Source organism: Chenggangzhangella methanolivorans (assembly GCF_019797865.1).
Lineage (GTDB): Bacteria > Pseudomonadota > Alphaproteobacteria > Rhizobiales > Methylopilaceae > Methylopila > Methylopila methanolivorans.
This window is the reverse complement of record NZ_CP081869.1, coordinates 1724248-1745858: the sequence shown is the minus strand read 5'-3', so window position 1 is coordinate 1745858 and position 21611 is coordinate 1724248. Positions and strand designations below refer to the sequence as shown.

Annotated in this window: 14 protein-coding genes and 4 pseudogenes; 4 read left to right on the top strand and 14 right to left on the bottom strand. The window is 68.6% G+C overall.

Features of this window, described 5'->3' with window-relative positions; translation table 11 throughout:
* Positions 1-303 precede the first annotated feature (303 nt).
* Positions 304-1185 carry a LysR family transcriptional regulator gene (locus K6K41_RS09140; RefSeq protein WP_261404775.1) on the bottom strand — a complete coding sequence of 294 codons (882 nt, stop codon included), beginning with the start codon at positions 1183-1185 and terminating at the stop codon, positions 304-306.
* Between the two features lie 96 nt (positions 1186-1281).
* Here K6K41_RS09140 and K6K41_RS09135 point away from each other — a divergent pair, with 96 nt between their 5' ends.
* Positions 1282-1716, top strand: a complete 435-nt coding sequence (locus tag K6K41_RS09135; protein ID WP_261404774.1) for a VOC family protein — start codon at positions 1282-1284, stop codon at positions 1714-1716.
* A gap of 50 nt (positions 1717-1766) precedes the next feature.
* Here K6K41_RS09135 and K6K41_RS09130 read toward each other — a convergent pair whose 3' ends face one another.
* The 9 genes and pseudogenes from K6K41_RS09130 to K6K41_RS09090 form a co-directional block, all read right to left on the bottom strand.
* A complete protein-coding gene (locus K6K41_RS09130; protein WP_261404773.1) occupies positions 1767-2567 on the bottom strand; it encodes an enoyl-CoA hydratase/isomerase family protein in 801 nt (266 codons plus the stop codon).
* Positions 2564-3832: a CaiB/BaiF CoA transferase family protein gene (locus K6K41_RS09125; protein ID WP_261404772.1), complete on the bottom strand. Its 1269-nt coding sequence runs from the start codon at positions 3830-3832 to the stop codon at positions 2564-2566. Before K6K41_RS09125 ends, K6K41_RS09130 begins: the two co-directional genes overlap by 4 nt.
* Positions 3833-3939: 107 nt before the next feature.
* Positions 3940-4653 carry a GntR family transcriptional regulator gene (locus K6K41_RS09120; RefSeq protein ID WP_261404771.1) on the bottom strand — a complete coding sequence of 238 codons (714 nt, stop codon included), beginning with the start codon at positions 4651-4653 and terminating at the stop codon, positions 3940-3942.
* Positions 4653-6229 (bottom strand): annotated as a pseudogene (locus K6K41_RS09115) (tripartite tricarboxylate transporter permease). The gene K6K41_RS09120 and the pseudogene K6K41_RS09115 overlap by 1 nt, the downstream one beginning before the upstream one ends.
* Positions 6230-6251: 22 nt before the next feature.
* A complete protein-coding gene (locus K6K41_RS09110) occupies positions 6252-6731 on the bottom strand; it encodes a tripartite tricarboxylate transporter TctB family protein (RefSeq protein WP_261404770.1) in 480 nt (159 codons plus the stop codon).
* A 59-nt stretch (positions 6732-6790) separates the two neighbouring features.
* Positions 6791-7792: a Bug family tripartite tricarboxylate transporter substrate binding protein gene (locus K6K41_RS09105; protein WP_261404769.1), complete on the bottom strand. Its 1002-nt coding sequence runs from the start codon at positions 7790-7792 to the stop codon at positions 6791-6793.
* A 161-nt stretch (positions 7793-7953) separates the two neighbouring features.
* On the bottom strand, positions 7954-8724 hold the full coding sequence (locus tag K6K41_RS09100) for a DUF6030 family protein (RefSeq protein WP_261404768.1): 771 nt from the start codon (positions 8722-8724) through the stop codon (positions 7954-7956).
* A 156-nt stretch (positions 8725-8880) separates the two neighbouring features.
* Positions 8881-11096: pseudogene (locus tag K6K41_RS09095) on the bottom strand (3-hydroxyacyl-CoA dehydrogenase NAD-binding domain-containing protein).
* 176 nt (positions 11097-11272) lie between these two features.
* Positions 11273-12481, bottom strand: a pseudogene (locus tag K6K41_RS09090) (acetyl-CoA C-acetyltransferase).
* 258 nt (positions 12482-12739) lie between these two features.
* Here K6K41_RS09090 and K6K41_RS09085 point away from each other — a divergent pair.
* Positions 12740-13480: a phytanoyl-CoA dioxygenase family protein gene (locus tag K6K41_RS09085; RefSeq protein WP_261404767.1), complete on the top strand. Its 741-nt coding sequence runs from the start codon at positions 12740-12742 to the stop codon at positions 13478-13480.
* A 148-nt stretch (positions 13481-13628) separates the two neighbouring features.
* Here the strand turns inward: K6K41_RS09085 and K6K41_RS09080 are convergent.
* From K6K41_RS09080 to K6K41_RS09065, 4 genes and pseudogenes are all read right to left on the bottom strand, one after another.
* Positions 13629-15412: pseudogene (locus K6K41_RS09080) on the bottom strand (acyl-CoA dehydrogenase C-terminal domain-containing protein).
* A gap of 173 nt (positions 15413-15585) precedes the next feature.
* Complete coding sequence (locus K6K41_RS09075; RefSeq protein ID WP_261404766.1) at positions 15586-15996, bottom strand: response regulator; 411 nt, start codon at positions 15994-15996, stop codon at positions 15586-15588.
* On the bottom strand, positions 15993-16691 hold the full coding sequence (locus K6K41_RS09070; RefSeq protein ID WP_261404765.1) for a sensor histidine kinase: 699 nt from the start codon (positions 16689-16691) through the stop codon (positions 15993-15995). Before K6K41_RS09070 ends, K6K41_RS09075 begins: the two co-directional genes overlap by 4 nt.
* Entirely contained in the window at positions 16688-17929 is a 1242-nt protein-coding gene (locus K6K41_RS09065) for a GAF domain-containing protein (protein WP_261404764.1), read from the bottom strand. Before K6K41_RS09065 ends, K6K41_RS09070 begins: the two co-directional genes overlap by 4 nt.
* A 271-nt stretch (positions 17930-18200) precedes the next feature.
* Between K6K41_RS09065 and K6K41_RS09060 the strand changes: the two genes are divergently transcribed.
* Entirely contained in the window at positions 18201-20717 is a 2517-nt protein-coding gene (locus K6K41_RS09060) for a DUF3772 domain-containing protein (protein WP_261404763.1), read from the top strand.
* Between the two features lie 90 nt (positions 20718-20807).
* Positions 20808-21491 carry a CAP domain-containing protein gene (locus tag K6K41_RS09055; protein WP_261404762.1) on the top strand — a complete coding sequence of 228 codons (684 nt, stop codon included), beginning with the start codon at positions 20808-20810 and terminating at the stop codon, positions 21489-21491.
* Positions 21492-21611 lie beyond the last annotated feature (120 nt).

Below are 21611 nucleotides of genomic sequence, written 5' to 3'. Positions count from 1 at the left end.
CGAGCGCTGGCGCTTCGGGGACCCAGCCGTGCGCCGCGCCGACCCTATCGGCCGGCGTCGGACGACCCGTCCGGCAGGTTGACCGCCTGGACCTGCTTGTCGCTTAGGATCGCGACGACGAAACCGCCGGGCTTCGCGCCAGTGAGCGGCACGCTGAGGCGTTGCGCTTTCTTGAGTTCGTCGACGGGCGCGAAAGCGGGTCCCGGCGCCCGTCCCTCAGACGGGGAAAGACGCGGCCCTGAAAGCCCTGCCCGTCCTGGGCAACGGATCTGGGACGGCGCCGCCAGGCGGCGGCGCGAGACGTTAGCCGGGCGCGCTCGCCCGGTCCGCCGCCGCCTCGACCACCAGCTCGATGAGCGTCGAGGCGGGCCCGCCGTCCGTCAGCGCGTCGCAGACGACGCCGAGCTCGCGATGGCGGGGCGAAGGGCCGACGGCGACGACGCGCACGCCCGGCGGGGGCGGCGGACCGAAGGGCGAGACAGGCGCCAGCGCGACCCCGACGCCGACCGCCACCATGGCGGCGATGGCCGGCAGCTCGTCGAGCTCCGCGGCTTCGGACGGTTCGAGCCCCTCGACCCGGAGCAGTGCGTCGACCTGACGGCCGCCAAAGGAGGTCCGATCGTAGCGCACGAAGGGCTGAGACCGGACCAGCGCGCGCCAGTCATCCCCTTCCACCGCTTGCGGGACCAGCAGCGCGATGGGTTCGCGCACGGCCGTGCGCCAGGCGAAGCGCGGCGGCAGATCAAACGGCGGTCGGACGATCACGGCCATGTCGAGGTCGCCTGCGTCGAGCTGGTCGAGCAGATGCAGCGAGACCCCGGGCACCACGCGCACATGGGTTTTTGGCCGCAGCGCGCGAAACCGGCCGAGCGCGGCCGCGAGCAGCGTCGCCTGAACGGAGGCGATCGCTCCCACCCTCAGGCGGGCCTCGGCTTCCGAACCTTCGGGCGCGCCAAGCCCGTCCACCAGCTCGATGATCCTGCGGGCGCGATCGACCGTTCGAAGCCCGGCGGCGTTGAGGCGCGCCGAGCGGCCGGTGCGCTCGAAGAGCTCGAAGCCGAGGCGCTCCTCGAGGCGCTTGACGTGTCCGCTGACCGCCGCCTGGGTGAGGCCGATCCGCTCGCCCGCGCCGGTGAACGTGCCATGGCGTGCGACGGCGACAAGCGTCCTCAGCTCTGCGATCATGACATCAATAATGAAATGCGATGCTCAGCATCGTCAATCTCAGTTTAACATCGCAGATCGTGATTGATAGGTGAGAGACGTCAAAGGAGACCCACGATGTCCCAGCCGCAGGCCGCGATCCCGCCCTTCCACCTCGCTTTTCCGGTCCATGACCTCGCGCTCGCCCGCGCGTTCTACGGCGAGCTGCTCGGCTGCCCGGAGGGCCGCAGCTCGGACCAGTGGATCGACTTCAACTTTTACGGCCACCAGATCGTCGCGCATCTCTCGCCAGAGGAGACCGGCTCCGCTGCGACCAGCAAGGTCGACGGCCATGGCGTGCCGACCCGTCATTTCGGCGCGGTGCTGCCGATGGAGGAGTGGAAGGCGATGGCCGAGAAGCTCAAGGCGGCGGGCGTCGGCTTCGTGATCGAGCCCTATGTGCGCTTCGCCGGGCAGCCGGGCGAGCAGGCCACCATGTTCTTCCTCGATCCGAGCCAGAACGCGATCGAGCTCAAGGCCTTCGCCGACATGAGCAAGCTGTTCGCGAAGTAAGGCGAGGGCGGCCGGGTCGAGACCGGCCCGGCCGCCGTCTTTTCTTCAGGTCAGCTTCCGGACCACTGCGGCGGGCGCTTGGACAGGAACGCGTCGACGCCCTCGCGGAAGTCGTTGCTGCCGTAGACCTCGGACACGATGTCGACGTCGTCGGCCTTCGGGTCGAGGCTGAGGCGGCGCAGCAGCTCCTTGGTGGCCCGCATGGTGACCGGAGCGTGGCCGACGAGGCGGCCGGTCATGGCCTCCACCACGGCGTCGACGTCTTCGGCCACCGTCACGTAGCCGGCGGGCATGTCTTCGGCGATCGGCATTTCGGCGAGCAGCAGCATCCGCTTCACGAGCGCCGGCCCGAGCGTGTCGGAAAGGCGGCGAAGGCTCGCCACCGACAGGCAGTTGCCGAGCGTGCGGGCGATCGGCACGCCGAACCGCGCGCCAGGCGAGGCGACCCGGAAGTCGCAGGCGTTGGCGAGCGCCATGCCGCCGCCCACCGCCCACCCCTCCACCACCGCTATCGAGGGAACGGGAAGCGCCTCGAGCGCGCCGACATAACCGTCGACCTTGTGTTCGTAGGCCACGCCGTCCTTTCCGGATGCGAAGGCGCGGAACTGCTCGATGTCGGTGCCGGCGACGAACGCCTTGCCGCCGGCGCCGCGGAAGACCGCGACGCGCACGTTTCTGTCCGCCGCGATCCGCCCGCAGGCCTCCGCAAGCTCCTCATACATCGCGAACGTCATCGCGTTGCGCGCATGGGGGCGGTCGAACACGACGCGCGCCACCGCGCCGTCGACCGTGAGCCGCACCGCGCCCTGGGGCGGCGCGGTCTCGGCGGCGGGAGCCTCGGCGACGCTCATCCTGCGAATGCTCCCCGCTCGGCCAGCGCGCCGCGGGCTTCGGCGTCGAGGCCGATCTCGTTCAGGATCGTCTCGGTGTGCTCGCCGAGCAGCGGCGGATGCAGCCGCACCTGCTGCGGCGTGCCCGAGAGCTTCACGGGGAAACCGATGTTCGGCACCTTCCCCTCGATCGGGTGGTCGATCTCCATCCGCATCTGCCGGTGCTTGCTGTGCTCGCTGTCGAAGGCTTCCGGATAGGTGTGCATGGGACCAGCCGGGATGCCGACCGCGAGCAGCGCCTCGACCCACTCTTCCGAAGTCTTCGCCACGAAGCTCTTTTCAAGCTCTTCGATCAGCACGAGACGGTTCCTGAGGCGCGCCGGATTGTCGATGAAGCGCTCGTCGCTCATCAGCTCCTTGCGGTCAAGCGTCTCGCAGAGCTTGGCCCAGAGCTTCTGGTTGGTGGCGCCCATCACGAAATAGCCGTCGCTGGAGCGGACCGCCTGATAGGGCGCGCTCATGCGGTTCGAGGTGCCGAGCGGCACCGGGTCGACGCCCGTGCCCCAGTATTCGGAGGTGTCCCAGATCGAGAAGGCGAGCGCGGCCTCGAACAGCGAGGCGTCGATGTACTGGCCCTGGCCGGTCTGCTTGGCGCCGATATAGGCCGCGAGCGCCGCATAGGTGGCGAAGAGGCCGCAGCCGATGTCGGCGACGGGAACGCCCGCCTTCACCGGCGCGCCGCCCGGATGGCCGGTGACGCTCATCACGCCCGACATCGCCTGCGCGATGAGGTCGAAGCCGGGGCGGCCGGCCCACGGGCCGGTCTGGCCGAAGCCCGAAATCGAGGCGTAGACCAGCTTAGGGTTGATCTTGCTCAGCACGTCGTAGCCGCATTTGAGCTTGGTCATGACGCCCGGACGGTAGTTCTCGACCAGGATGTCGGCGGTCTCGACGAGCTTGTAGAGCACTTCGCGGCCGGCGTCGGTCTTGAGGTTGATGGCGACGCTGCGCTTGTTCCGGTTCATGTTCAGGAAGCCCATGCTGTCGGGCCCCTTCATCTTGAAGCCCATGGCGCCGCGGGTCTGGTCTCCGCCGGCCGGGGGTTCGATCTTGATGACGTCGGCGCCGAGATCGCCGAGCAGCATGCAGGCGTAAGGACCGGCCATGACCTGGCTGACGTCGAGGACGCGCACGCCTGCGAGCGGAAGAGGGCGGGCGGCCGCGCCGGTCTCGGACTTGCGCTCGGTCGCCGGGGCGGGGCGATCCTGTTCCAGAACGTCGCTCATATGGGTCGTCTCCCTTTTCTCTGAGCCGCCTTCTTGGCCTGCGGCGTCGGAAAATTAATAATTACGGATCGGGCGGCGCATGCCCCGACGTCATGTCGGGGCCGTCGTCACGCCACTGCGGCGGCTCTCGGTTCTGTCGGCGCGTCGGAGCCGATCGTCGTTCCTGCGACGAAATCCCGGGCGATCCCGACAGTGGTTCCGGTGACGTGGCGCTCGAGCAGCGCCGCCAGGGCGTCCGCGTCGCGCGCCTCGAGCAGGCGCACCATCTCCTCGTGCTCGGCGACGGCGGTGCGCCAGTGCTCGGGCTTCTTGCGCACCACGAAGCGGCACGCGTTGATGCGGGTGAGGATCTGCTGGTAGAGCGTCGCGAGCGTGGCGTTGCCTGCGATGTCGAAAAACGTCTCGTGAATCAGGCGGTTGAACCGCAGGTAGCCGCGCTCGTCTTCAGCCCGGTAGCACGCCATCATCTGCTCGTGCAGGCCCTTGATGCGGGCGACGTCGGCCTCGTCCGCGCGCCGGCAGGCGAGCGCGCCGGCGAGCCGTTCGAGCGAGGCCATGATCGGGAACAGCTCGGCGATCTGCTCCTCGGTGATGCGCGCCACGATCGCTCCGCGATGCGGCAGGATCTCGAGCGCGCCCTCGGCCGCCAGCACTTTGAGCGCCTCGCGGATCGGCGTGCGGGATACGCCGAAGCGTTCGCAGAGCTGCTCTTCGGGCACCTTCTCGCCCGGCCGCAGCTCGCCCTGCATGATCATCTCACGCAGCGGGGCGACCAGCGACTGGTGGAGCGAGTGGCGGACGATCCGGTTCTCGGGCTTCATCACTGACCTGTGGTGGCGGCGGGCGCGTCAGGACCATCGTAGCGCGAGGACGCGCCGTCCGAAACGGCCCCGCCCTTCGACTTCCCGGCCGTGACCTTGCCGTAGACGAAAGAGATCGCCGGCAGCGAGAGCAGCAGCAGGCCGAGGCACATCATCGTGGTCACGAGGCCGTTGGCGAAGAAGATCGAGGCCGAGCCGTCCGAAAGCAGCAGCGCCTGCCGGAAGGCGTCCTCGGCCTTGTCGCCCAGCACCATGGCGAGCACGAAAGGCGCGAGCGGGTAGCCGAGCTTCTTGAACATGTAGCCGACGACGCCGAAGGCGAGAGCGAGCCAGACGTCGAACATGTGGCTCGCCACCGTATAGGCGCCGATGACGCACACCACCGCGATGATCGGGCCGATGACCTTGAACGGGCGCCCGCAGCACATAGGCGAACAGCGGCACGGTCGCGAGCACCAGCACCACGGCGATGACGTTGCCGAGATACATGCTGGCGATCAGACCCCAGACGAAGTCCGGGCGCGTCGTGAACAGCATCGGTCCGGGCGAGAGGCCCCAGATCATCAGGCCGCCCATCATGACGGCTGCGGTCGCCGAGCCCGGGATGCCGAGCGCGAGCATCGGCAGCAGGGCGCAGGAGCCGGCCGAATGGTCGGCGGTCTCAGGCGCGACGACGCCCTCGGGCTCGCCCTTGCCGAAGTTCGCGCCGCGCTTGGAGAACCGGCGGCCGAGCGCGTAGCTCATGAAGGAGGCGGCGGTCGGTCCGCCCGGCGTGATGCCCATCCAGCAGCCGATCAGGGCGCTGCGGATCAGCGTCGCCCAGTAGCGCGGGAGCTCCGCGATGGTGCGGAAGATCGTCGACAGGCTGAGCTTGGCCTTCACGCCCTGGAACTTGACGCCTTCCTCCATGGTGATCAGCAGCTCGCCGAGGCCGAACAGGCCGATCACCGCGATGAGGAAGCTGACGCCGCCGATGAGGGGCGTCCCACTCGAAGGTCAGCCGGCTCTCGCCCGAGATCGTGTCCATGCCGATCGTGGCGCAGGCGAAGCCCAGCATCATCGAGACCAGCGTCTTGAAGGGCGAGCCGCCCGACATGCCGATGAAGCTCGCGAACGCCATGAAGTAGACGGCGAAATATTCGGCCGCGCCGAAGCGGAGCGCGAACTGGGCGACCCAGCCGGAAAGCAGGGTGATCACCACGACGCCGGTCATGGCGCCGATGCCGGCCGAGCCGAAGGCGAGGGTGAGCGCGCGCAGCGCCTCGCCCTGCCGGGCCATCGGATAGCCGTCGAACGTGGTCGCCACCGAAGATGGTTCGCCCGGAATGTTGAACAGGATCGAGGTCGTCGACCCGCCGAACAGAGCGCCCCAATACATCGACGTCAGCAGGATGATGGCCGAGATCGGATCCATCCCGAAGGTCAGCGGCAGCAGCAGCGACACGCCGTTCGGCGCGCCGAGGCCCGGCAGCACGCCGACCACGAGGCCGAGCAGCACGCCGATGATCATGATGAGGACGTGGTGGGTCGACAGCGCGACCGCGAACCCGTCCATCAACTGGCCGAAATTGCCCATCTTGGCTTGTCTCCCGGCCGCTTCAGTAGATGCCGAAATATTCGAGCACCGGTCCCTTGAGCAGGGGCACGGTGAAGAGGATCTCGAAGATCACGAAGTTCACGCCGGTGGTGATCGCGGCGATCAGGAAGGCGCTGAGCGCCGTGCGCTTCGCGCCGAGCCAGACGGCGAAGAACAGGTAGAGCGCCATCGCGATGTAGAGGCCGAGCCACTGCGACAGCGCCGCGAGCGCGATGAGCGGCAGCAGAAAGGCCGCGACGGTGCGGATGTTCTCGCCGTCGGCGAAGATCTCGCCGGTTCCGCCGCGCCAGAGCGCCTGAACCGCGGCGCCGGCGCTGCCGAGGATGATCAGGCAGCCGACATAGAACGGGAAGTAGCCAGGCTCTGGGCCCGACGCGCCCCAGGAGACGCCGTTTTCGAGCGAGCCGTAGCAGACGAGGGCGCCGGCGGCGGCGGTCGCGGACGCGGTGACGAGCTCCGCGGCGTTGCGCGAGACGATCATGGACAAGCCTCCGAAGGGACAGGCGAGGGGCGCGGGCGGACCACGCCCCTCGGCGCGCGTCAGTTCTCGGCGCGGAGCCAGCCGTTCGTGCGGTACATCTCGGTGTAGGTCGCCTTGTGCTTGTCGACGAACTCCTTCAGGGCCTCGCCGGTCAGCACGCGCGGGATCTGCGCGCCGCGCTGAACGTAGCCCGTGAACTCCGGGGTTTCGGCGGCCTTCGTCAGCAGCTGCGTGTAGTAGGCGACGGCCTCGGCCGGGGCCTTGGCCGACATCCACACCGTGCGCGGCTGGGCGAAGCTCTTCACGTCGATGCCGGCCTCGGCGCAGGTCGGGATCGAGTTCCACGACATGCCGTCGGCGATCACCGTCTTGTCCTCGAGCCGCGTCTCCTCGAACACGCAGAGCGGCTTCTGCTGCCCCGCCTTCCACTGTTCGACGCTTTCGCTCGGATTGTTGACGTTGGCCGCGATGTGGCCGCCGGCGACCTGGATCGCGGCTTCGCTGCCGCTCTTGAACGGCACGTAGGTGAGGTCGACGCCGGCCTTCTGCTCGATCAGCGTCATCAGCGTCTCGTCGGCCTCCTTGGCCTTGGCGCCGCCGAGCTTGAGCGCGCCCGGCTGCTCCTTGGCCTTGGCGATGAAGCCCTTCACGTCCTCGATGCCGGACGCCTTCGGGTTCACCCAGAGCAGGAAGGGGTCGAACACCATCGCGGCGACCGGGGTGAGGTCGTTGAGGCTGTAGGAGAGCTTGTTGGCGAGCGGCAGGACGTAGGCGTCCTGGGTGCCGAAATAGAGCTTGTAGGGGTCGCCGGGGCTCGTCTTGGCGGAGATGAAGGTCTCGGCGCCGGAGCCGCCGGCCTTGTTGGTCACGATGATCGGGGTCGTGAGCAGGCCCGACTTCGAGAGCGACGCCTGGACGACGCGCGCGAAGGTGTCGCTGCCTCCGCCGGGGCCCGCCGCCACGACGAACTCGACCGGACGGATCGGTTTGAATTCCTGCGCCCACACCGGCGCGACAGTCGCAAACATCGCGGCGAGCGCGATCGTCCCTTGGAGCTTCATGCGGTTTTGCCTCCCCAGCAAGCCGGCGTTTCGCCGTTCTTGAGGCCGAGACTGCGTCATCAAAGATCAAAGATCAATAATTATGTATGCATTTTTGGCTCGCCTTTGGGCGTAGCCGCTTCGGGTCAGCGTCGAGCGTCAGCGGGTTGGAAGTCCGCTCGCTAGCGGGCCACAGGCTTTCTGCGGATGTCGGTGACGAAGCGATCTTCGCCTCCGGCCGTGAGGGTTCGTGGGAAGATCGCGATGAGATTGTAGCGGGCCTGCGGGCCGAACTCCCGCCGCAGGTCCCAGGAGACGCCGCCCTCGAAGATCCGGCCCTCCTTCAACTCGTCGAGCTGGGCCACGACCTCGCGCGGCGGCTCGAAGCCGAGGCTCCGGCAGATCTGGAACAGCGTGTCGCGCGCGATCGCCCGCGCGACCGGGGAGGTGGCCTCGTCGAGCAGATTGAGCTTCATGCGGATGTTGTCGATGCGGTCGGATTCGAGGCCGCGGGCGGCCACGAACAGGCTCGATACGACATACTCGTCGCCCTCGATCGGCTTCACGAGATCGGTGACGCAGGTCCAGCCGCGCAGGGGCGGCTCGCTCATCCGGAACTCGGCGTTGCGCAGGCCCGACTTCGCCAAGGCGGTGCAGAAGCGCTCCGGCTCGACGTGGGTGAGCCGCACGAAAGGCGAGGGCGCGTCGGGACGCGGCGCCACGAGCCAGGCGACGAGATTGTCTGACAGGAAATGGAGCGGGTCTGGCGCGGGCGGAGGGCCGGGCTTGGGCAGCGGTTTCAGCCCGGCGCCGCGCATCTTCGCGAGAAGCCCTTTGGATCCTGCGAGCCAGTCGGGCCGCACGGCCACGGTCGCCGCGACGCCCGCGACCAGAAGGACGGCGGCGAGCGCGGCGGAGATCAGTTGGGCCTTGGTGAGCCGCAGCGGCGTCATCGTCCGACGAACATGAGAGCGTCAGACGATTACCGCGGATGGGGGCGGGCGCAAACGGGCGCCGGGTGACGAAGGCGCGACGAGAGGGCTTTCATCGGAGCCGGACGCCGTCGCCCCCTCTCCCGCATGTGGATGAGGAGCGCGATGACCGTGGCGTCAGGCCGCCTTCGCCTCCGCCCCCGCGCCGAAGCGGCCGTAGAACGTCTCGCCTTTCTCCGCGAGGTCGAGCAGCAGCTTGTTGGGCCGGAACCGCGGTCCGTGGATCTCGGCGAGCGCCGCCGCGAGCTTCACGAAGCGCTTCGCGCCCATGCCGTCGATCCAGCTTAGCGGGCCGCCGGTATAGGGCGCGAAGCCGAAGCCAGGATCGCGCCGACGTCGGCCTCGCGCATGTCGGTGACGACGCCCTCTTCGACGGTGCGCGCCGCCTCCAGCGCCTGCGCGACGAGCAGACGATGCCGCAGCTCCGTCACGTCGAGCGTCTCGGGATCAAGTTTCTTGTCCTGAAGGTCAGCGAGGCCCGGCCAGAGGCTCTTCTTGCCGGTCTCGGGATAATCGTAAAAACCCTTGCGGTTCTTGCGCCCGAGCCGGCCGTGGGTCTCCACGAGCGCGCGCAGAAGCTTCTCCTGCGCGGGATTGACGGCCTCGTCGCCGAGCTGCGCGCGCGTGGCGTCGATGATCTTGAGGCCGAGGTCGAGCGCGACCTCGTCGTTGAGCGAGAGCGGGCCGACGGGCATGCCGGCCTGCTTGGCGACGTTCTCGATCATCGCCACGGGCACGCCCTCGGAGAGCATCAGGTGGCCCTCCAGCATGTAGGCGATGACGCAGCGGTTGGCGTAGAAGCCGCGGGAATCCCGCACCACGATCGGCGTCTTCTTGATGGCGCGGACATAGTCCAGCGCGACCGCCAGCGCCTTGTCGCCGGTCTTTTCCCCAACGATCACCTCGACCAGCAACATCTTCTCGACGGGCGAGAAGAAATGGATGCCGACGAACTGGTCCGGCCTGGAGCTCGCCTTGGCGAGGCCCGAGATCGGCAGCGTCGAGGTGTTGGAGGCGAAGATGGCGTCGGGCCCGATGGCGGCCTCGACCTTCGCGATCACCTCGGCCTTGACCTTCGGGTCTTCGAACACCGCCTCGACCACGAGATCGCAGCCGGCGAGCGCGCCGTAGTCGGCCGTCGGCGTGATCTTGGACAGAAGCGCGTCGCGCTGGGCGCCGGTCGCGCGGCCCTTCACGACCTGCCCCGAGATGAGCTTCTCGGCGAAGGCCTTGCCCTTGTCGGCGGCGTCCTGGTCGCGATCGACCAGAATGACTTCGATCCCGGCCTGCGCGGTGACGTAGGCCACGCCCGCGCCCATGAAGCCTGCGCCGACGACGCCGACCTTTGTGAGCTTGGTCTCCGGAACCGACTTCGGCCGCCGCGCGCCCTTGTTGAGCTCCTGCATCGAAACAAACAGCGTGCGGATCATCGCTGCGGCTTCGGGCGAGCGCAGCACCTTGGCGAATTGCCGGCTCTCGACGGTGAGCGCGAGATCCATCGGCAGCTGCAGCCCGTCGAACACGCTCTGCAGCATGGCGCGGATCGCCGGGTAATTGTCCTGCGTCTCGCGGCGGTAGATTGCGTTGGCCGGCGGGAAGGTCATGAAGCCGGGCTTCGACCAGACCGGGCCGCCAGGAAGCTTGAAGCCCTTCTCGTCCCATGGCTTCACGGCCTTGCCGCCGTTGACGATCCAGGCCTTGGCCTTGGCGAGCATCTCGTCCTTGGGCGCGACCTCGTCGACGAGCCGCATGCCGCGCGCCTTGTCGGGGCGGATCTGCTCGCCCTTCATCAGCATCTGGAGCGCGTCGCCGGGCGGCAGCAGCCGCGCGACCCGCTGGGTCCCGCCGGCGCCGGGGAAGAGGCCGACCTTCACCTCGGGCAAGCCGACCCGGGTCGAAGGATCGTTCGAAGCGATGCGCCAGTGGCAGGCGAGCGCGAGCTCGAAGGCGCCGCCGAGGCAGACCCCGTTGATCGCCGCGACCCAGGGCTTCCCGCAGGTCTCGATGCGGCGGTAGAGCAGCGAGAGCTGGCGGCTGCCGTCGAACAGCGCCTTGGCGGCCGCGGCCTCGCCGTTCTTCGCCATCTCGGTCGCGTAGAGGCGCGCCAGCCCTTCGAGCATGGTGAGGTCGGCGCCGCCCGAAAACGAGCCGGGCTTGCCGGACGAGATCACTGCGCCCTTCACAGCCTCGTCGCTCGCGACGCGTTCGACGAGGCTCGCGAGTTCGCGGATGGCGTCCTCGGTGAGGACGTTCATCGAGCGGCCGGGCATGTCCCAGACGATCGAAAGCACGCCGTCGGCGTCGAGGTCGGTCCTGAAGTTGGTCTCGGTCATGGTCGTCTCAGCCTTCATCCCCGGTCGCCGGGAGTGCGTGCTTCGAGACGCCTCGGCTGACGCCGAGGCTCCTCAGCATGAGGAACGTGGGTGCAGCGAACAAACGTCCCTCATGCTGAGGAGGCCCAGAGGGCCGTCTCGAAGCACGCAGGCGGTTCGGTGCGGCTTGCTTCAACTCACACCCGCTCGATGATGGTCGCGGTGCCCATTCCGGCGCCGATGCAGAGCGTCACGAGCGCCGTCTCCTTGCCGGAGCGCTCCAGCTCGTCGATCGCGGCTCCGAGAATCATCGCGCCGGTCGCGCCGAGCGGATGGCCGAGCGCGATCGCGCCGCCATTGACGTTGACGCGCGCGTCGTCGAGCCCGAAGGCCTGCAGATAGCGCAGCACGACCGCGGCGAAGGCCTCGTTGACCTCGAACAGGTCGATGTCGCCGATCTCCATCCCGGCGCGCTTCAGCACCTTGCGGGTCACGTCGACCGGGCCGGTCAGCATCAGCGCGGGCTCGGAGCCGATGTTGGCGAAGGCCTTGATGCGCGCGCGGGGCTTGAGGCCCGAGGCCTCGCCGGCCTCCTTCGAGCCGACGAGCACGGCCGCCGCGCCGTCCACGATGCCGGACGAGTTGCCGGCGTGGTGCACGTGGTTCACGCGCTCGATCTCGGGATGAGCGTAGGTCGCCACCGCGTCGAAGCCGCCCATCTCGCCCATCTCGGCGAACGAGGCCTTCAGGCTCCCGAGCGACTGCATCGAGGCGTCGGGGCGCATGTGCTCGTCACGGTCGAGCAGGATGATGTCGTTGACGTCGCGCACCGGCACGACCGACTTGCCGAAGCGGCCTTCGGTCCAGGCGGCCCCGGCCCGCTGCTGGCTCTGCACCGCATAGGCGTCGCAGTCGTCGCGGGTGAAACCGTATTTCGTCGCGATAAGGTCGGCAGAGACGCCCTGGGGCATGAAGTAGGACTTGATCGCGATCGCCGGGTCCATCGGCCAGGCGCCGCCCGAGGCGCCGAGCCCGACGCGGCTCATCGATTCGACGCCGCCGCCGACCACCAGGTCGTGCTGGCCGGACATCACCTGCGCGGCGGCGAAAATTCACCGCGTCGAGCCCGGAGGCGCAGAACCTGTTGATCTGCACGCCCGGGACCTTGACGCCGTAGTCGGCCGCAAGCGCCGCGGCGCGGGCGACGTCGCCGCCGGCCTCGCCCACGGGATCGACGCAGCCGAGCACGACGTCGTCGACGGTCGCCCGGTCGAGGCCGTTGCGCTCGCTCAGCGCCTTCAGCGCGGTGACGGCGAGCTGGAGCGTCGAGACCTCATGCAGCGCGCCGTCCGGCTTTCCCGCCCGCGAGGGGTGCGGACCGCGTCATAGATATAGGCGTCGGCCATTGACGGCTCTCCTTGGCGTTTTCAGGTCGCGGCGGCGGAAATCGGGCGGGCGTTGCGGCGGCGCCGCGCTGTGTCGGGATGGCGACAATCTGGGGTCGCGAACGCCTTTTCTCACCATGGCGTTCATGCTAGTGAGTGTCGCAAAGAAGTTCGGAACTTCGAAGAGTTCAAAGGAGCTGCGGCGATGACGCCAGCACAAATGCTCGAGACCCAAGGCTTCTACCCGCTGCCGGGCGCATTCGCGTCGGTGGCCAAGACGTGGCCGAAAAGATCAAGGCCGATCTCGCCGTCACCGACAATCCCGAGGCGGTCGGTCTCGGCGACGCCTTCAACAAGATCCAGGCGGTGCGCGACTTCGTCTATCACGACGCGGTCACCCAGGCCTATCAGCGCGTGTTCGACAAGCAGCCCGTGTTCCTGCAGGCCTGCGACATCCACAACGGGTTCGTTCAGGGCAACTGGCACCGCGACTGCGCCAACAAGGGCCTGAACAAGGGCGAGGATTGGGATGAGTCCGCGCACAAGTACCGCAACTACAAGCTGATGATCTATCTCGAGTGCGACGACTACTCGTTCTGCGTCAAGCCGCGCACCAACCACAAGAAGCTCGCCAACGACCTCGACGACTACTTCACCGTCTCGGTCGAGGACGCCGCCAAGACCGACTTCTCCAAGATCGAGAAGCCGGTGCAGTTCATTCCCAAGCCGGGCGACGCGGTCATGTTCGACCTGCGCACCACCCATCGCGGCCAGGGCCTCAACGCCGAGCAGTTCTCCAAGCGCGCTTCGAACAAGCTGACGCTGTCCTACGTGTTCGCCGAGCGGAACCCGCACGCGCACCGCTTCCACAGCTACCGCACGCTGCTGAAGCAGGGCTACACGCCGCTGAACGAGGCCGAGAAGAAGCGCCTCAACGACAACGGCCTGTGGTGGGACGCGCTCGACGGCAACTACTTCGACGTCCACAAGGACGAGCTTCAGAACGTCGTCCTGAAGTGATCGGCTAAGCGTCGGCGCAGCCCGGCCCGATCGCGCCTTTCGAAACGCCGCGTCCCTCGGGGGCGCGGCGTTTTTCGTGAAGGCGGAGCGATCAGGGCGCGCGCCCGTCGTGGCGTGACCGCAGGAGAGGGCGTCGCCGGCCATCGGCTCAGAACGCGTCGGCCGGCAGCGCCATGACGGCTTCGGCCCCGGCTGTGATCGCGGCGAGGCGCGTCGCGGTCTCGGGGATCATCCGCTCCATGAAGAAGCGTCCGGCGACGAGCTTCGTCGCCATCGTCTCGTCGCCCTCGGCCTGCTTCTCGAGCGCCGTCTTGGCGATCCGCGCCCACATGTAGCCGAGCGCGACGAGGCCGAAGAGGTGCATGTAATCGGTCGCGCCGGCGCCGGCGTTGTCGGGCTTGCCCATGGCGTTGGCCATGAACCACATCGTCGCCTGCTGCAGCTCCTCGCGCGCCTTCTTCAGCGGCTTGAGGAACGGTTCGAGCCTTGCGTCTCGGCGTTGTCTTTTAGGAAGCCGTCCACCTCCTTGAAGAACGCCATGATGGCGCGGCCGCCGTCGCGCGGGAGCTTGCGGCCGACGAGGTCCATCGCCTGAACCCCGTTCGCGCCCTCGTAGATCATGGCGATGCGGGCGTCGCGGACGAACTGCTCCATGCCCCATTCGGCGATGTAGCCGTGGCCGCCGAACATCTGCTGCGCCTTCACGGCGTTGTCGAAGCCGACGTCGGTGATGACGCCTTTGATGATCGGCGTCATGAGGCCCATGTGGTCCTCGCCGGCCTGGCGTTCCTTCGGATCCTCCGACACATGCGCGACGTCGCCCCGGATCGCGGTCCAGAGCACGAGCGCGCGGGCGGCCTCGTTGAAGGCCTTGATCGAGAGCAGCGTGCGGCGGACGTCCGGATGCACGATGATCGGGTCGGCGGGCTTCGCCGCCTCCTTGGCGCCGGTCAGCGAGCGGCCCTGCAGGCGGTCCTTGGCGTAGGCCGCGGCGTTCTGGTAGGCGACGTCGGATTGGGCGAGCCCCTGCACGCCGACGCCGAGCCGCGCCTCGTTCATCATCGTGAACATGGCGGCGAGCCCGCGGTTCTCCTCGCCCACGAGCCAGGCGGTCGCCCCGTCATAATTCATGACGCAGGTCGAGTTGCCGTGGATGCCCATCTTGTGCTCGAGCGCGCCGCACGAGACGGCGTTGCGCTCCCCGAGCGACCCGTCGGCGCCCGGCAGAACCTTCGGCGCGACGAACAGGGAGATGCCCTTCGTTCCCTCCGGCGCGCCCTCGATGCGGGCGAGCACGAGGTGCACGATGTTCTCCGTCATGTCGTGCTCGCCGGCCGAGATGAAGATCTTCTGGCCGGTGATCTTGTAGGAGCCGTCGCCCTGCGGGACGGCCTTGGTCTTGATGAGGCCGAGATCCGTGCCGCAATGCGGCTCGGTGAGGTTCATGGTGCCGGTCCACGAGCCCTCGATCATCTTCGGCAGATAGAGCTTCTTCTGCTCGTCCGAGCCGTGCAGAACGAGCGCCGCGATCGCGCCCTGCGTCAGGCCGGCGTACATCGCGAGCGCCATGTTGGCGGCTGAGGCGTACTCGTTGATGGCGGCGGCGACCGTGTGCGGAAGGCCCTGGCCGCCATATTCGGGACCGGCCGCAAGACCGATCCAGCCGCCCTCGGCGAAGGCCTTGAACGCCTCCTTGAAGCCGTTCGGCGTCGTCACGTCGCCGTTGGCGAGCCGCACGCAGCCCTGAAGGTCGCCCGATCGATTGAGCGGCTGGAAGCTCTTTTCGCAGAGCTTGGCGCCTTCCTCGAGGATCGTCTCGACGGTGTCGCGGCCGGCGTCGGCGAAGCCCGGAAGGTTGGAGTGCCGATCGAAGCCCAGCACGTCGTAGAGCAGGAAAAGCGTGTCCGCGACGGGCGCCTTGTAGCTCGGCATATCCACCCCCGGTTCTTATTGTGTGTATGCACTATCGCTGCGGACGACCGGCGCCGCAAGCGTCCGACGCCAAAAATAGGGCGCGCGTCCGCGCTCGCCGACCCGGTGGTCGGCGTTAGGCCCCGCAGATTGAAGAGACGCCTGAGAGAGCGGCGGAGAAACGTCGGCGCCGCTCATCGGCGCGAGGTCAGCTCGTCGCCGCGCCGGTCCGCCCGGCGGACCCGGCGAGCGCCCCGATGGCGCGTTCGAGGTCGCTCGTGACGAAGGGTTTCTGCAACGTGGGGGCGTTCGGGTAGCGGTCGCGCACGCCCGCCGCCATAGCCGGTGACGAACACGAACGGGATGTTGCGCGCGGCGAGCGCGTCGGCGACCTCGAAGCTCTGCTCGCCGCCGAGATTGACGTCGAGCAGCGCGCCGTCGATGGCGTCGGTCTCGGCGATCACCGCCAGAGCCGCCTTGACGCCGCCCGCTGGACCCACGACCTCGGCGCCGCCGTCGAGCAGCATATCCTCGACCAGCATGGCGATCATCGCTTCGTCCTCGACGAGGAGGATGCGCAGGCCCTTCAGGCTCTCATTCGTCATGGGGTGGTGATTTTCTGCGAGAGGGGCAGGCGGAAGACGCAGGCGACGCCCTCCGGTTCGAAGTCCAGCCGCACGCGGCCGCCAAGCTCGCGCGCCGCCCCGCGCTCGATCAGCCGCGAGCCGAAGCCGCGGCGCGCCGGCGGAGACACGTCCGGCCCGCCGGTTTCACGCCAGCTCAGTTCCAATACGTCGCCGTCGCCCTTTTGGTCCACCGACCACTCCACCGTCACGCGCCCGCCGGCCTGCGACAGCGCGCCGAAGCGGGCGGCGTTGGTGGCGAGCTCGTGAAACGCCAGCGTCATGGTGACGGCGGCGGTCGGAGACAATCTTACCTCCGGCCCGCCTATCACGATGCGTCCGTCCACGTCGAGGCTGAAGGGCGCGAGCGTCTCGGCGACCAGCTGGCCAAGGCCGGCCGACGTCCAGGTCTCGCGCATCAGAAGGTCGTGAGCGCGCGACAGCGCCATCAGCCGCGCGTCGAACGTCTTCTGGAACTCCTCCGGCGACGACGTCGAAGCAAGCGACTGGTGCGCGAGCGCCTGGACGGTCGAAAGATTGTTCTTCACCCGATGGTTCAGCTCCGCCAGCAGCCAGGCGCGGATGCGGTCCTGCTCCTTGCGTTCGGTGACGTCGACCGTGACCGTGAAGAAGCTCGGCACGCCGTCGGCGTCGACCAGCCGCGTGACGTTGCTCACCGCCCAGACCGTCTCGCCGCCCGGACGGACATAGCGTTTTCGATTTCGAACGAGCCGCCGGCCTCGGCCGCCTGCGCGAGGCGGGCGCGCGTCTCCTCGATGTCGTCGGGATGGGTGACGCTCGCGACCGTCAGCTCGCGGGCGCTTTCGGTCGGGCGGCCGAGCAGGCGCCCCATCGTCGGGTTGAAGCGGATGAAGCGGCCGGCGGAATCCGATTCCGAAAGGCCGACCGCCGCCTTGTCGAAGATCGCCGCGAACCGCCGTTCGCTGGCGTTCAGCCGCACCGAGGCGTCCGCGTTGCGCAGCGCCAGCCAGACGCGGCCGGCGATCTCGCGGGCGAATTCGGCCTGCCGGGAGGTCCATTGGCGCAGCCGGTTGTCGTGGAGATAGACGACCGCGGTCGCCCGGCCGTCGCGCACGACCGGCGCGAGCAGGTAGGACTTCACCCCAATCTCGGCGAAGCTTTCCGCGGCTTTCGCCGAGTGCCGGCCGTCGTCCGGCGAGATCGATCCGACCGAGACCATGAGGCCGGCGCGCACCGCGCGGTGCACGTCCTCGCCGAAGTCCGGCAGCCGGTATCTGCCGCCCGCGAGCGAGATTTCGCCCGGTATGCTCCAGTCGCCGAGCGCCGTGCAGAACTCCTCGCCGGGTTCGATCACTGCGTAGCCCGCCCGCGAAAGGCCGAGATGGGCGACGAGCGGCTCCATCACGCTTTTCAGGATCTTGCTGGCGTCGGCGCTCTCGATCGCGAGATCGCGCAGTCGATCTCCGATCTCGAGGAAAAAGCGCTGGTCTTCGGTCGCCAGAACCTCGTCGGTGACCTCGCGGCCCTGGTTCATGACGCCGAGGACCTCGCCCTCGGCCCCGAAGATCGGCGTGAAGCTGTAGTCCCAGTAGCTTTCGATCACCTCGCCGTTGCGCCGCATGGGAAGGCGCTGGCGAAACGTCGAGAAGCCGCGGCCCATGCGGACCACGCCCTCGAACTGGGGGCCGACGACGTTCCAGATGTCGCTCCAGACCTCCTTGCCCGGACGCCCGATCGCCCAGGGGTGGCGTTCGGCGGGGATTGGAGCCCAGGAGTCGTTGTAGATCAGGCGGAGCTGCGGTCCCCAATAGATCGCGGTCGGCAGGCTCGAATGCATGCAGAGGCTGATCGCCACCCGCAATTCGACCGGCCAGGCCGTGGGCTCGCCGAGCGCATGCCCCCGCCAGTCGAACGCGCGCAGGCGCGCAGCCATTTCCCCGTCGCCTCTGAACAGCGCTTCGATCCTCGAATGTCCCGCGCCTGCTCGCGCCACGTCACGGTCTCCGCCGCGACGGTTTATGGCGGCGAGGGCGCTTCGACAGGGGCGGGAGGCGATCAATCAACCGCTTTTGCGCCTTGTCCTGCGCAGAAGCCCATCTGGGTACCGCGACCGGAAGGAAGTTTCGTCTTCGCCTGCGCATGGCCGCATTCCTCGCTATGAGGAGGGGCGGCCCGGCGTCGATCGGGACCCGACCCACTGAGCGATGCGGCTGAACCTCATGCGACCTGCGATCCTGTTCCTGAAGGCCCTGATGACGGCGATCGTGTTCGGCGTCGCGCTGGCCGCGGCGCAGGCGCAGCAGGCGGCGCCGGCCCCGGATCCGACCGCCGCCATCGACTCTGCGCGCTCCGAGCTCGATCGCATCGAGAACCGCCTCGGCGATCGGAACCTCAACCTCAGCGACGACGAGCTCGCGGGGCTGCGCGATCGGATCGACCCGATGTCGGCCTCGCTTGAGGCCGCGATCGCGCAGCTCGCGCCCAAGCTGGCGGCCGCCGACGCGCGGCTCGCCCAGATCGGCGCCAAGCCCGCGGACGGCGAGCCGGCCGAAAGCCCCGACGTCACCAAGGAGCGCGACAGCCAGACCGCCGCGCGCCAGGAGGTGGACGAAGCGATCAAGCGCGGCCGGCTGCTTCAGGTCGAGGCGAGCCAGGTCGCCGACCAGATCACGGAGCTGCGCCGCTCCCTGCTTGCGAGCCGCCTGTTCGAGCGCGCCCGTTCGCTGCTCGACCCGACGCTGTGGCTCGACGTCGCCGAAGAGGCGCCGCGGGACGTCGGGGGCGTCGCCGCGCTCGGCGGCGAAATCGCCAGCCAGGTGTCGCGGAACCTGACGCCCGGCGCGATCGCGACGGTCGCGGCGGCGGTGGCCGCGGCGCTCCTCTTGCTCTTCCCCATCCGGATCTGGACTGCGAATTTCGGCGAGCGGCTGGTCGTCCATCAGTCGCCGCGTTCTCGCCTCCGGCGTTCGGCCACCGCGCTGTTCCGGCTGGTCGCCACGACGCTTGCGCCTTTGCTGGCGGCGCTCTGCGTCTTTCTGGCGGTGAAATCCGTGGGCTGGCTGCCGGCGCGCGCGGAGCCGCTCGCGCTCGTGCTGGTGCGCTCGGCCGGCTTCCTTGGCTTCGCCCACGGCATGATGAAGGCGCTGCTCGCGCCCGGACGGCCGACCTGGCGCCTCGTCGAGCTCTCGGACGCCGCCGTCGCCCAGATCAAGAACCAGCCGATGATCGTCGCCTCGGTGTTCGTGCTGGGCCGCATCCTCGACGTGTTCAACTCCACGATCGGAGCGAGCCTCTCGGCCTCGATCGCGACCTCGGGAACTTTCGCGGCGCTCAACGCGGCGACCTTCGCGCTGTCGGTCCGGCGCCTGCGGACCGCCCAGCAGCTCGAGGCGACGAACGACGAGCCGGGCGCGGAGAAGGAAGGCAACCCGATCCTGTTCGTGGTGCGTCTCTGCGGCCTTGCGGCGATCGCCGTCGTCGTGGTCTCGGTGGTGATCGGCTACGTGCCGCTGGCGCAGTTCCTCGCCAACCAGGTCATCTGGATCACCGCGGTGCTCTGGCTGGCCTATCTCCTGCTCGTGGTGGTCGACGACCTCTTCACCTCCTCGCTCTCAGCCGAAACCCGCTTCGGCCGCAATCTGAGCGAGGGGCTCGGCGTCCGGACCACGACGCTCGAGCAGGTCGGCGTGCTGCTTTCCGGCGTCATGCGGCTGTTCATCCTGGCGATCGCGGCGCTTTTGATCGCCGCCCCCTGGGGCGTCGGCTCCACCGACCTGTTCGGCTGGCTCCGGATGCCGGTGACGGGCTTCCAGCTCGGCGGCATCACGATCTCGATCACCGGCATTCTGAGCGCCGTGCTGCTCGTCGCCGTCGGCTTCACGCTGACCCACGGCGCGCAGCGCTGGCTCGACCGCGATCTCCTTCCCAAGACGCGCATGGACGACGGCCTCAAGGCCTCGATCAACACCGGCGTCGGCTATCTCGGCTCGATCGTGGTGATCATGCTGGCGCTGGCCTATCTCGGCTTCAGCCTCGACCGGCTCGCGATCGTGGCCGGCGCGCTGTCGGTCGGCATCGGCTTCGGCCTGCAGGCGGTGATCTCGAACTTCGTCTCGGGCGTCATCCTGCTGGCCGAGCGCCCGATCAAGATCGGCGACTGGGTGGTGATCGGCTCCGACCAGGGCAACGTTCGGCGCATCTCCGTGCGCTCCACCGAGATCGAGCTGTTCGACCGCTCGACGCTCATCGTCCCGAACTCGGACTTCATCACCAAGAGCGTCAAGAACGTCACGCACGGCGCGCCGAACGGGCGCGTGGCGATCGAGCTCGTGGTCTCCTCCGCGCTCGATCCGCAGGAGGTGAAGCGGATCGCGATCGACACCGCGAAGGCGCACGGCTCCGTGCTCGCCTTCCCGGAGCCGCAGCTGCTCTTCACCTCGCTCGGCAAGGCCGACTACGGCTTTTCGCTGTTCTGCAACGTGCCGAGCCCGCGGCAGGCCGCAAGCGTCAAGAGCGACCTGCATTTCGCGCTGGTGAAGGCGTTCGGGGACGCAGGCGTCGCGCTCGCGGGGCCCGCAGGCCCCGACGTCACGGTCGCAATCGCGCAGGTCGCAGAAGCGCTGTCGGGCGGCGGCGGCCGGGCCGTGGCCGCGATCGCGCCGAAGCCGCACGACGCCTCCGACGCGCCTCCGGGCGCCGCCGCGACGCCGAAGCCCGCCTGACGTGCGCAGGCCCTAAACCCGGCCTTAACCGCGCGCGGGCCTGAAATGGCCTTCGCCCGCCATCCGCAAGACGCTAGACTGCAGGCCGCCATGTCGTTCCCGATCCGCCGATTCGCAGGCCTTGCGGCGCTCGCCGCGCTCGCTCTCGCAGGCTGCTCCGCCGAGCGTCCGACCCGGCCGGTCGAAAGCGGCATCTACCAGAGCCAGAGCAAGCCTGGCGCGAGCCTCGACAAGGCGACGGCGGCCTCGATGGTCTCGGAGCTCCGCCGCGGCAGGGGACTCGGGCCGGTGATGCTCGATCCTGCGCTCAACCGCATGGCCGAAGAGCAGGCGCTCGCGATGTCGCGCGTCGGCAAGATCAGCCACGACAGCCTCGCTGGTCCGCTGAAGGTCCGGATCGCACGCTCCTATCCGCGCAACGGCGGGGTGTGGGAGAACGTCGGCGCGGGCCACGACACGCTGGCGGACGCCTTCACGGGCTGGCGCTCCTCGCCGCCGCACATGAAGAACATGATGCAGCCGGGCGCTTCGCGCATGGGCATCGCGGCCGTGCACGCGCCCGGATCGCGCTTCGAAGTGTTTTGGGCGATGGTGCTGGCCGACCCGAACGACCCGCGGCCGATCGCCTACGCCAATCCCGCGGCGGCGCCGGTCGAGGTCGCGGCCCCTGCGCCGGGCGCGACGCAGGCCGATCCGCCGAGCGGCGCGCGGATCGCATCGCAGATCCCGCCGTTCCGCCTCGGCGCTCCGGGCATGATCGCGCTCCCCCGCTGACGCGCCGACTTCGGCCTGTTCGCTAGACTTCCATCACACTGTTTATGGAACGCTGGCGCATGTCCGCGTTCCATGAATAAGCTTGCCAGCCATCTGTCGACATTTGCGATCGATTTGGCG

Coding starts and splice junctions, on each gene's coding strand:
- K6K41_RS09140 (WP_261404775.1), bottom strand. CDS start 1,185: ATGATCGCAGAGCTGAGGACGCTTGTCGCCGTCGCACGCCATGGCACG.
- K6K41_RS09135 (WP_261404774.1), top strand. CDS start 1,282: ATGTCCCAGCCGCAGGCCGCGATCCCGCCCTTCCACCTCGCTTTTCCG.
- K6K41_RS09130 (WP_261404773.1), bottom strand. CDS start 2,567: ATGAGCGTCGCCGAGGCTCCCGCCGCCGAGACCGCGCCGCCCCAGGGC.
- K6K41_RS09125 (WP_261404772.1), bottom strand. CDS start 3,832: ATGAGCGACGTTCTGGAACAGGATCGCCCCGCCCCGGCGACCGAGCGC.
- K6K41_RS09120 (WP_261404771.1), bottom strand. CDS start 4,653: ATGAAGCCCGAGAACCGGATCGTCCGCCACTCGCTCCACCAGTCGCTG.
- K6K41_RS09110 (WP_261404770.1), bottom strand. CDS start 6,731: ATGATCGTCTCGCGCAACGCCGCGGAGCTCGTCACCGCGTCCGCGACC.
- K6K41_RS09105 (WP_261404769.1), bottom strand. CDS start 7,792: ATGAAGCTCCAAGGGACGATCGCGCTCGCCGCGATGTTTGCGACTGTC.
- K6K41_RS09100 (WP_261404768.1), bottom strand. CDS start 8,724: ATGACGCCGCTGCGGCTCACCAAGGCCCAACTGATCTCCGCCGCGCTC.
- K6K41_RS09075 (WP_261404766.1), bottom strand. CDS start 15,996: ATGACGAATGAGAGCCTGAAGGGCCTGCGCATCCTCCTCGTCGAGGAC.
- K6K41_RS09065 (WP_261404764.1), bottom strand. CDS start 17,929: ATGGCTGCGCGCCTGCGCGCGTTCGACTGGCGGGGGCATGCGCTCGGC.
- K6K41_RS09060 (WP_261404763.1), top strand. CDS start 18,201: ATGCGGCTGAACCTCATGCGACCTGCGATCCTGTTCCTGAAGGCCCTG.
- K6K41_RS09055 (WP_261404762.1), top strand. CDS start 20,808: ATGTCGTTCCCGATCCGCCGATTCGCAGGCCTTGCGGCGCTCGCCGCG.